This window comes from Rhodococcus opacus (assembly GCF_012396235.1).
GTDB lineage: Bacteria > Actinomycetota > Actinomycetes > Mycobacteriales > Mycobacteriaceae > Rhodococcus_F > Rhodococcus_F opacus.
Genome location: NZ_JAAXPA010000013.1, coordinates 23,676 through 34,963 on the forward strand (window position 1 = coordinate 23,676; position 11,288 = coordinate 34,963).

Here is an 11,288-nt window from a genome sequence, read left to right on the forward strand (position 1 = left end):
GCAGCATCTGTTTCAGCGCCGGCGGGGACGGCGCAGCCGGAGCCGGCTGTAGGTGACGACCGCGAGCACGCAACTGATGAGCACCAGCATGGCGATGTTGAGCAGCCACCACGATGCGGTGTGCTGCCAGAGCGTGTCGGGTTCGGTGCCCGTGGCGTTCGTGCGCAGGTCCACTGTCGAGGCGGCGGCCGCGAACCCCCAGCGGGACGGGAAGAGCCACGACACCTGTTCGAGCACGGCGCGTCCGGTGATCGTGATCAATCCTCCGCACATCACCAACTGCACCATGATCGTGACCACCAGCATCGGCATCACCTGCTCGTTCGAGCGTGCCACCGACGACAACGCCAATCCGACGAGGACGCAGGAGCAGGTGGTGACGGCGATGTCCACGATCAATTCGACGGAACCGGAGGGGATCACGCTGCCCCGGCCCGGAAAGCCCTTGCCCACGAACACGATCATCACCATGATCACCGACTGCACGATCGCGGCGGCGCAGAAGACGACGATCTTCGCCGTCAGGTAGGCGGACGGCAGAAGCCCGGCGGCGCGTTCGCGGTGATAGATCATGCGCTCACCGACCAGATCGCGGATGGTCAGTGAGCAACCCATGAAGGCGGCGCCGAGGATCAGCACGACCAGGATCTGGGTGAGTTCACCGGATTCGTCGAGGCCCGACGGACCGAATCCGGTGTCGCCGGGCACGAGCACGGCCAGGCCGCCGAGCACGAACGGGAGAAGGGACAGGAAGATCAGGTACCCCCGGTCGGCGCGGATCAGCCGCGCCTGCCGGCGGACGACGGTGCTCAGCTGCTTGCGCCGCGACGTGTGCGCGGGACTGCCGAGAGGTCCGGGCGGGCTCGGTGGTGGCACCTCTACGGCGGGGCGGGTGGCGCGGTACTCGGCGAACACCCCGTCGGGGTCGGCCGCGACGCGGGCGAAGATGTCGGCCCAATCGGTGCTGCCCAGCGCGGCCCCGACCTTGTCCGGTGGGCCCACGTAGGCGGTCTTGCCGCCCGGTGCGAGGAGCAGGACCTGATCGCACATCTCGAGGTACGACAGCGAATGTGTGACGATGACGACGACGCGGCCCGAATCGGCGAGGCGGCGCAACGTCGCCATGATTTGCCGGTCGAGCGCAGGGTCGAGGCCCGACGTCGGTTCGTCGAGGATGAGCAGGGACGGGCCGGTGAGCAACTCCATCGCGACGGACGCGCGTTTGCGCTGTCCGCCGGACAGCCGATCGACCCTTGTGTCGGCGTGTTCGGACAGCTGCAGCTCGTCGAGCACGGTCTCTATCACCTCCTCGCGGTCGGTCCGGCTGGTGTCCGGCGGCAGCCTCAGCTCCGCGGCGTAGCCGAGCGCCTGCCGGATCGTCAACTGCCGGTGCACGACGTCGTCCTGGGGGACCATTCCGATGCGGGAGCGCAGCACCTGGTATTCGGCGTGCACGCTGCGGCCCTCGAACTCGACCACACCTTCCGTGGGGCGTTCCGAACCGGAGATGATGGTGGCCACCGTGGTCTTTCCCGCGCCGGAGGGGCCGATCACCGCGGTGAGACTGCCGGGCTGGGCAGTGAACGTGACGTCCTCGAGCAGCCGACGCCCGCCTTCGATGGTGAGTCCGACGCCGTCCACCCGCAGTCCGCCTGCGGTCGGAGCCACCGCCTGCCGTGGAACGAGCCTGCCTTCCTGCACGCTGAAATCGGTGTTGCCGATCGTGACGACGTCGCCGTCGGTCAGCTGCGCGCGCGACACCCGGATGCCTCCGACGAACGTTCCGTTGACGCTCCCCAGGTCGTCGATCTCGAGGCCGGACGTCACGTTGTGGACGATGGCGTGATGGCGTGAGGCCAGCACGTCCCGGACGACGATGTCGTTGTCGGGCGACCGTCCCACCGTGAGGGATCCTTTCGGGACCGCCTCGTGCGGGGTCGGGGGCGGAGCGCTCGGGGCGCCTACGCCGATCGTCGATTCGTCCCATCGAGCGCCCACGTCCTGTCGCGTGGCGTCCGGGTCCTCGACCGAGATCCGCACGGCCGGCCCCTCGGCCGCGTCACCCAGGCGGACGACGACGGGGTTCGTGACGGAGACCTTTTCTCGGCGCGCACCGTCGACGTAGATTCCGTTCTTGCTGCCGGAGTCGACCAGCTGCCATCCCTCGTCCCAGGTGAGCCGTGCATGCTCGCGCGACACCACCGGATCGACGATCGTGATCTCCAGCTGCGGATCCCGGCCGATGCGGACGGCCTTGCCCGCGCCGTAGCTCGTCCGGCCGTGTTCGGTCTCGACCACGACCCGCGGGTGCGCTGTGTTCGCCCGGTCGTCCATCGCCACGGCCTCCGGTCAGCGTCATCGGGCGTAGAGCGTCGACTCCATCCATGGTCGCATGCACGGCCCGGGATTCGTCGGCATAACGGTCACTCTCGGTATTCCCGCGGCCAGGAAGTGAGGAACACTGAGCCGGGTGAGTACGTCCTTGGCGAATCCCGGTGTCGGACTGGCTGTGCTGTGCACCGTGATGGTCGTGTGCGCGGCGGTTGTCTACCGCGTCACTAACCTCGGCAGCCCACTCGTCGTGCCGGCCGCGGCGATTCGCGGCGCCGCCCAGCTCGCCGCGGTGTCCCTCATCCTGGCCGCGGCTCTCGCGCATCTGTGGTCCTCGATCCTCGTGTTGGCCGTGATGTTCGCGGCGGCGGTGGGAACGTCCGCTCGGCGCGCGAGAGCCGGGCGTTCGGCCGCGTGGCTGGCGCTGTCCCTCGCTGCGGGTGTGGGTATCGTCGTGCCGTTGATGCTGGTCAGCCGGGTGGTTCCGCTCGAAGGTGTCGCAATCGTTCCCGTCGGCGGAATCGTGCTCGGCGGTGCGATGACGGCCACCTCCCTCGCCGCGCGACGCGCGCTCGATGCGGTCGAACAACGGTGGGGTGAGGTCGAGGCGGGGCTCAGCCTCGGACTCGGCGTCCGCGATGCCCGCATGGAAGTGATCCGGTCCGCGGCCTCGGACGCGTTGCTCCCGGGACTCGATCAGACCCGGACCGTCGGGCTGGTCACCTTGCCGGGGGCGTTCGTCGGGGTGCTTCTCGCGAGCGGTTCCGCCGTCCAGGCCGGGGCGGTCCAGATCCTCGTCCTCGTAGGGCTGCTGCTCGCGCAGACGTGTGCGGTGGCCGTGACGATCGAACTGGTGGCCCGGGAAGCCGTTCACCGGCCGAGACTCCACACCGCGCGAACGTGAAGGATCGGGGTCTGGCCCGAACGCCGGTCAACTACATCGTCGGTCCCGCATACTGGTCGGTGGTCGGTCCCTGCTGACGAGGCGGTGTCTTGTGGTGCATCCCGAGGTATTGGTGGTCGGAGCTGGTCCGGTCGGTCTGACGGCGGCGATCGAACTGCGCAGGCGAGGTGTCGCCTGCCGCATCATCGATCCCCTGCTCGAGCCACCGCAGTACGCGAAGGCGGTGGGGATCCAACCGCGCAGCCTCGAGGTGTTCGAGAGCATGGGTGTGCTGCGGCACATCCTGGACGCGGCGATCCAGATGCGCGGGCAGATCGTGTACGTCAACGGCGACGAGGTCGCCCGTCTGGAGTTGGCGTTACCGGCCGACGTCCCGTTCGAATTCATCGGTCTGCCCCAGTACGAGACCGAACGCATCCTCACCGAATACCTGGCCACGTTCGGAACCACGATCGAACGAGGTACGAAACTGACGGCGTTCGAGCAGGACGACGACGGCGTCGTCGCCACGGTCACCGGCGCGGACGGCGACGACACCGTTCGAACCCAGTATCTTCTCGGCTGCGACGGCGCCCACAGCGTCGTCCGCAAGGGCCTCGGCCTCACCTTCGAAGGCGGTGCGTTCGTCGAGCAGTACATGCTCGGCGACGTCGAGGTCGACTGGTCCATGCCACGTGGCTACGGAATCCGGTCGATGCATCAGACGGACGGCGAGACCGACGATCTGCTCGTGTGCATTCCGCTACCCGGGCGCCGGCGCTACCGGATGTCGATGCTGGTGCCCAGCGACCTCGCCGGCACCGGCACCCCGGCGGCCGACAAGATCGCGCACGGCTTCGAAGCGGGACCGAAACCGGAGCTGAGCCACATCCAGGCCGTGCTCGACCGCCTGTCGCCCGAACCGACGCGGGCGTCGAACCTCCGCTGGTCCTCCGTCTTCCGGATCAGCCACCGCATCGTCGACTCGTACGGGCGCGGAAGGGTGTTCGTCGCGGGCGACGCCGCCCACATTCATCCGCCGACCGGCGCGCAGGGCATGAACACCGGCATCCAGGACGCCCACAACCTGGCGTGGAAGGTCGCGCTGGCCGTGTCCGGTGCCGCGGCCTCCGATCTGCTGGACAGTTACGACGCAGAACGGCGGCCCGTCGGCGAGGAGGTGGTGGGACGCACCGTGCGGAGCGCCCGGGAGGGAATTGGGGCGGGGTCGTCGGATCCCGACTACGTGATCCGACGCGAAGCTCAACTCCTCATCAGCTACGCGGACAGTCCGATCGTCGCCCAGCCGGAGTCGAATGCGGCGCTCACGCCCGGCAGCCGCGCACCGGACGCCCGTGGGCTGACCCGTGCCGCGGTCGCGTTTCCCCTCCGGCTGTTCACTCTCCTCGCAGGACGGAACCACACGTTGCTGCTGTACGCCGACGAATCGGTCGACGCGCGCGGGCTGGAACTGCTCGAGGCCGCGGCGACGTCCGTGGAGGCGGCGACCCAGGGACTCGTCGACACGTACCTCGTCGCGTCGCCTTCCGCCGATGTCGGGGAAACGGTGCTTCCCCTCGTCCGGGACCGCGACGGCGAGTTCGCGCACGCGTACGGCGCGGAGGGTTCCGCCGCGTTCGTCGTCCGTCCGGACGGCTATCTGGGATTCCGGCAGAGTCCGGTCGCGGTCGACGGTCTCACGGAGTACCTGAAGTCGACTTTCCGCTGAGCTCGGCGGCGGGCGGGAGCCCACGCCGGATGTCGCCCGGCGCCGGCTTGCCGAGCGGCGATCCGGCCCGGGTGGCCGAATCCAGCAGCCACGGCACGCTCGTGACCATCACCCCGGACGTGAACAGCAACCTCCCCTTGAGGCGCAGCGCACTCTGGTTGTGCAGCAGGTGTTCCCACCAGTGGCCCACCACGTACTCGGGGATGAAGATGGTGACCACGCCGTCCGGGATCCGCTTCCGGACGGATTTCACGTACCCCACGATGGGGGTGGTGACTTCACGGTACGGCGATTCGAGGACTTTCAGCGGCACCGGAACCTCGTACTTCTCCCAGTCCCGCTGCAGTTCTCCGGTGTTGGCGCTGAGCACGGTGACCGCCTCGAGCGTCGTCGGATGGGTGGCGCGGGCGTAGGCCAGGGCCCGCGCGGTGGGTTTGTTGAGCACCGACACCAGCACGATGGTGTGCACCTGGGAGGGCAGGGTGAAGCTGTCCTCGTCGACGACGAGAAGCGCCGCGATCCGGTCGTAGTGCCGCCGCACCCCGCGCATCAGGAAGAACAGGATCGGCATGGCGATGACTACGAGATAGGCACCCTGGGTGAACTTCGTGATCGTGACGATGATCAGAACGGTGCCGGTGAGGACGGCGCCGGTGCCGTTGAGGGCCCGCCGGCCGTGGATGCGACGACGTTCGCGGGCGTCGGATTCGGTTGCCAGCACACTGTTCCAGTGCCGGACCATGCCCGCCTGGCTGAGAGTGAAGGACGTGAACACGCCGAGGATGTACAGCTGGATGAGGTGGGTGACGGACGCGTCGAACAGGACGATCAATCCACCCGCCGTGACGGCGAGAAGCACGATGCCGTTGCTGAACGCCAGCCGGTCGCCGCGAGTGTTCAGCTGGACGGGGAGGTAGCGGTCGCGGCCGAGCACCGAGGCGAGCAGCGGGAAACCGTTGTAGGCGGTGTTCGCGGCGAGGACGAGGATCAGCACGGTCGTGGCCTGGACATAGAAGAAGCCGATGTTGGTGGTGCCGCCGAACACGGCCGCCGCGATCTGGGCGATGACGGTGCGCTGCGGATCGGTCTCGCAGTTTCCGGCGAACCCGATCAGATCGCACGGGTTCACCGCGACGTGCACCTTGGTGACGATGGCCAGCGCCGTGATTCCCGCGAACATCACGATGGCCGTCGCCGCCATCGCCATGAGTGTCTTTGCGGCGTTGGCGCTCTTGGGTTTACGGAACGCAGGCACCCCGTTGGAGATCGCCTCGACACCCGTCAGCGCGGTACATCCGGACGAGAACGCGCGCAGCGCGAAGAACACGAGGGCCAGACCGGTCAGCCCGGACAGTTCCGGTTCGATGGTGTACCCGGCACTTTCGGCGACGGGTGTCGAGCCGGCCGCGACGCGGACGAATCCCGTCACGATCAGGATCATCACCCCGGCGATGAACCCGTACGTCGGGAAGGCGAACGTCGTCCCGGATTCGCGGATCCCGCGCAGGTTCATCACAGTCAGCAGCACGACGAACGCCACGGCCAGCGCCACCCGGTGCGTGTTCAGCGCGGGCACGGCGGAGATGAGATTGTCGACGCCGGCCGACACCGACACCGCCACCGTCATGACGTAGTCGATGAGCAGTGCCGATGCCACCGTCAGCCCCGCGGACGGACCGAGGTTCTTGGTGGCCACCTCGTACGAGCCGCCCCCACTGGGATAGGCGTACACCACCTGGCGGTAGGACAGGGCGACCACGGCGAGAAGTACGACGACCCCGATCGCCAGATACGGCGTCAGGTAGAAGTACGCGAGACCGCCCAGGGACAGGATCAGCAGGATCTCCTGCGTCGCGTACGCCACGGACGACAGAGGGTCGGAGGCGAAGATCGGCAGCGCCAGTCGCTTGGTCAGTAACTGCTCGCCGAGGTCGTCGCTGCGCAGCGGGCGTCCCAGAGCCAGCCGCCGGACCGCTCGAACGAGAGCCACCACCAGTTCAGCGTAGAACCAGGCGCTTCGCGCCCGTGCGCCTTTCCGGTTGTTCCCGCTACCGAAAAGGCGCACGGGTGCGGAGCGCATGGCGGAATGGACGCTGCCGGCTGGTTCATGCTGGGTGCACCGTGGGATTGCTCCGGCCGGGATGTCGGCGACGCCGCGACCGTGATCGACCGCACCGACCGGGACGAACGGACGGGCGTGATCGCACTGTCCGAGACGGTGCGGGCCGCTCACGCGTTGGCGGACGATCTGGCGGTCGCGATGACGGACCTGCCGGGCCGGCGACCGCTGGTGGTCGGCGGCGGAGCTTGCGGTGCTCACCGGAGTCGGCGCCGAGGCATTGATCACGCTGGCCGGGACGCCCCCGATGGTGGGGGCGAGCGACACCGTTCTGATCGGTCATCGCACCGAGGGCCTGGACGCGGCGTCCGCCGCCGAACTGGTCCGGTTGCCATCCGACTTGCGCCGCATCGACGCGCCGGCCGTCGTGCGTGACGCCGTCGCCGCAGGTCGGCAGGCTGCCGCATGGCTGGCCGGCAGAGGCACCGGGGTCTGGTTGCACCTCGACCTGGATGTGCTGGACCCCGAGTCGCTCAATGCGGTGACGTACCCCCAGCCGGGAGGCCTCGACTGGGATCAACTCGCCGACGTGGTCGCGCCACTGGCGCGGTCGCCTCGACTCGTGGGAGTCAGCGTCGCCGACTTCCGCCCCGATCCCGATCCCACCGGCGACCAGGCGACCCGAGTGCTCGACCTTCTCGGACGCACCCTGCCGTGAGCGGGAAGATCCGGGTTCCTGTCGTCGTTGGACTGGGTCGGCACCGCCACAGACTTTCGTGATCGAGCTCACATCCATCCCACTTGGGAATTGATCGCAGGGTTGGCACGTTAGTTGAGTGAGTAACGCTCAACTTATAGGAGGCTGAGGAATGCCAGCATTCTTCGGGCCGGAGGGCCCAGGTCGCATCGATATCAGTCGGCTCATGAGTCGCTCCACCCAGGAGCTCATGGCTGCTGCTGCCCGTTTCGCCGCAGGTCGTGGCGATGCGGAACTCGATGCACTCCACGTTCTGCGCGTCATGACAGAACACGAACCCGTCACTTCTCTGATGCGCCGCGCAGGCGCCGACACGTCGGCCGTAGCCGATGCCGTCGAACTGCGTCTGCCTCAGAGCCGTGACACGTCAGGCTTTGCAACACCCGCACTGAGCGGCGCGCTGAAGACGGCGCTGCTCGAGGCGCACCAACTCGCGCGCGCCCTCGGGTCCACCTACATCGATCCCGAGCACCTCTTCCTGGCGCTCGCCGCGGATCAGGACCACGCCGCCGGACGCCTGCTCGCGTCCGAGGGAATCACCCCGGAGCGCCTGCAGACCGCCGTGCAGGGTGGATCGGTGGAGGAGGAGTCCTCGAACTCGGGGACCCCCACACTCGACAAGTACGGCTTCGACCTCACCGAACGCGCACGCGGCGGCGGAGTCGACCCGGTGATCGGGCGCGCCGACGAGATCGAGCAGACAATCGAAATCCTGTCGCGCCGCACCAAGAACAACCCCGTGCTGGTCGGTGAGGCCGGCGTCGGCAAGACGGCGGTCGTCGAGGGCCTGGCCCAGCGCATCGTCGACGGCGACGTCCCCGACCGCCTGACGGGCAAGCGCATCGTCCAGCTCGACCTGTCGAGCATGGTGTCGGGCACCCGGTACCGCGGCGACTTCGAGGAACGCCTCAACAAGGTGATCGACGAGATCTCGGCCCACTCGGACGAGCTGATCGTCTTCATCGACGAGGTCCACTCCATCGCCGGTGCCGGTGGCGGCGCCGACGGCGCGATGGATGCGGGCAACATCCTCAAGCCGAAGCTCGCCCGCGGTGAGCTGCACATCGTCGGTGCGACGACGCTCGACGAGTACCGCAAGCACATCGAGAAGGACCCGGCGCTCGAACGCCGTTTCCAGCCGGTGACGGTGGCGGAGCCGAGTGTCGACGATGCGGTGGCGATCCTGTCCGGTCTGCGTGACCGGTACGAGGAGCATCACGGCGTCCGCTACACGGACGAGGCGATCACGGCGGCCGTCGAGCTGTCGGCCCGCTACATCGGTGACCGCTTCCTGCCGGACAAGGCGATCGACCTGATCGATCAGGCCGGAGCCCGGTTGCGGCTGCGGATGCCGAGCGTCGATGTCGAGGCTCTGCGGGCGAAGCTCGCGGAACTCGAGCAGGCCAAGGAACAGGCCGTCGCCGACGAGCAGTACGAGAAGGCTTCGCGACTGCGGGACGAGACGATGGAGGTCCAGGCCCGGATCGAGGGGAAGGCGGTCGGCACGAACGACGTGACGCCCGAGGTGACTGCCGAGCAGATCGCCGAGGTCGTGTCGCGGGCCACCGGAATCCCGGCCAGCCAGATGACCGAGGAGGAGAAGGAACGCCTCCGCCGGCTCGAGGACGAACTGCATCGTCGTGTCATCGGCCAGGACGACGCCGTGCGGGCCATCGCCCGGGCGGTGCGCCGCAGCCGCACCGGCATGAACGATCCGGATCGTCCCGTGGGTAGCTTCCTGTTCCTCGGACCGACCGGTGTCGGCAAGACCGAACTGGCGAAGGCGCTGGCCGCCACGCTGTTCGGTGACGAGAACAAGATGCTTCGACTCGACATGAGCGAGTTCGGTGAACGTCACACGGTCAGCCGGCTCGTCGGTGCCCCTCCCGGCTACGTCGGATACGGGGAGGCGGGACAGCTCACCGAGCAGGTCCGCCGGAACCCGTACTCGGTGATCCTGCTCGACGAGATCGAGAAGGCACACCCCGACGTGTTCAACACGCTGCTGCAGGTGCTCGACGACGGTCGGCTCACGGACGGTCAGGGCCGGACGGTGGATTTCAAGAACACCGTTCTGATCATGACCAGCAACCTGGGATCCGACATCATCTCCAGCAAGTCGGGTGCGCTGGGCTTCAGCACCGGTGACGCCGAGGCTTCGGAGAAGCCGCTGCGGGATCGGGTGATGGGCCGGCTGCGCGAGTCGATGCGTCCGGAGTTCCTGAACCGGATCGACGAGATCGTGATCTTCCGCAAGCTCGACACCGAGCAGCTGCACCGGATCACCGACCTGCTGCTGGACGACAGCCGGAAGCGGCTGCAGTCCAAGGGCATCGAGATCTCGTTCAGCGAGGACGCGGTTGACTGGATTGCCGAGCACGGACACCAGCCCGAGTTCGGGGCGCGACCGTTGCGCCGGTCGATCCAACGGGCTGTCGACGACCGGATCGCCGATCTGCTGCTCGACGACGTCCTCGTCGAGGGTGGCAGCATCGCGGTCGGAGTGTCCGACGACGAGTTGGACCTCGTAGTCGGCTGATCCCCGACGTGAGTGGCAGAGTGTGCTTCGGCACGCTCTGCCACTCACGTGTGTGGGTAGCCCTTGCCCGCCCTCGCCGTCTCGGATCAGCACCCGGTGATGAGCTGTGCGTCGTGCACTGTCACCTGTGCGGTGTGCAGGGCTGCAGTGTGATCCGGGTGTGTGCCCGGAGCGTTTGCCCTCCACGCCGGAGAAGAGCCGAATTACCGTCGACTTGCGGTGTGTGCTCGCTTCCGAGGCGGTTACCTACTACCCAGCCTGTTCAGTCGAGCAACTCGACTTCCCAATTCTCCTTCTGCACTTGCAGATCGATTTCCCGGATCTGCCGGGCGAGATCGTCTGCCGTCCGCCGGAGATCCCGGACGGGCAATGCCGCGACGAAGACGAGTTCGGAGCGGAGTTGCCTACCGTATCGATCCTGCTCACGACCGGAGGCGGCATCCGCGGCGGCGGACACCACCCGGTGCCGGATGCGCAGCATGTCCCGGCGGGCCAGTGCGTCCGTGATGCTCGCGTCGCCCAGTGGCGCAGCGGTATTCGTTCGATTGATTCTTCGGACGAGGACCTCCAGGCGGTCCAGGACCTTCTCGAGTTCGACGAGGAGCGCCGCGGCGTCCTCCGCCGGCGACTCGCCCTCCTGATGACGCGCATTCGTGAGGATGCGCGACTTGAGGTGCTCCACCCGACGCGTCAGATCGCCACGTTCGGCCAGTGCCTCAGCCAACTTCACGGTTACCTCCTTTCTCGAAGTCGTTGTAGGGCATCACAAATAGGGGACCACGAAGTGCCCGTCCGGGGGTGGAGGGGTCGCGGCACCGCCGGGATGCCGAGCGAGGCGCGTCGAACGCGCGGGTGAATTCCCCGAACCGTTGTGCCGGAGAGATGTCTCGGTGGGCGCTCATGCGCCTTTCGTCGAGTCGAATTCGAGCATCTTCAATAGGTACCACATCCCCGCCCGTGTGGCGACAGTCAATTCGCCCCAGGTGAGTG

At 67.7% G+C, this 11,288-nt stretch carries 7 protein-coding genes; 4 read left to right on the plus strand and 3 right to left on the minus strand.

Going from position 1 to position 11,288, the window contains the following annotated elements:
- Positions 1-12: 12 nt before the first annotated feature.
- Complete coding sequence (locus HGB39_RS18655) at positions 13-2,334, minus strand: ATP-binding cassette domain-containing protein (protein ID WP_064080139.1); 2,322 nt, start codon at positions 2,332-2,334, stop codon at positions 13-15.
- 136 nt (positions 2,335-2,470) lie between these two features.
- Between HGB39_RS18655 and HGB39_RS18660 the strand changes: the two genes are divergently transcribed.
- Positions 2,471-3,235: an ABC transporter permease gene (locus tag HGB39_RS18660; protein ID WP_005571787.1), complete on the plus strand. Its 765-nt coding sequence runs from the start codon at positions 2,471-2,473 to the stop codon at positions 3,233-3,235.
- 91 nt (positions 3,236-3,326) lie between these two features.
- Entirely contained in the window at positions 3,327-4,943 is a 1,617-nt protein-coding gene (locus HGB39_RS18665) for an FAD-dependent monooxygenase (RefSeq protein WP_005571788.1), read from the plus strand.
- Here the strand turns inward: HGB39_RS18665 and HGB39_RS18670 are convergent.
- On the minus strand, positions 4,912-6,936 hold the full coding sequence (locus HGB39_RS18670; RefSeq protein ID WP_043792744.1) for an APC family permease: 2,025 nt from the start codon (positions 6,934-6,936) through the stop codon (positions 4,912-4,914). The two genes, HGB39_RS18665 and HGB39_RS18670, sit on opposite strands and share 32 nt — an antisense overlap.
- Positions 6,937-7,255: 319 nt before the next feature.
- Between HGB39_RS18670 and HGB39_RS38185 the strand changes: the two genes are divergently transcribed.
- Entirely contained in the window at positions 7,256-7,720 is a 465-nt protein-coding gene (locus tag HGB39_RS38185; RefSeq protein ID WP_052024054.1) for an arginase family protein, read from the plus strand.
- A gap of 151 nt (positions 7,721-7,871) precedes the next feature.
- Positions 7,872-10,298, plus strand: coding sequence for an ATP-dependent Clp protease ATP-binding subunit (locus tag HGB39_RS18680; protein WP_043792739.1), 2,427 nt, complete (start codon positions 7,872-7,874; stop codon positions 10,296-10,298).
- 262 nt (positions 10,299-10,560) lie between these two features.
- Here HGB39_RS18680 and HGB39_RS18685 read toward each other — a convergent pair whose 3' ends face one another.
- Positions 10,561-11,028 (minus strand): DIP1984 family protein, encoded by a 468-nt coding sequence (locus tag HGB39_RS18685; RefSeq protein WP_005571792.1) that lies wholly within the window; start codon positions 11,026-11,028, stop codon positions 10,561-10,563.
- Positions 11,029-11,288: the final 260 nt, after the last annotated feature.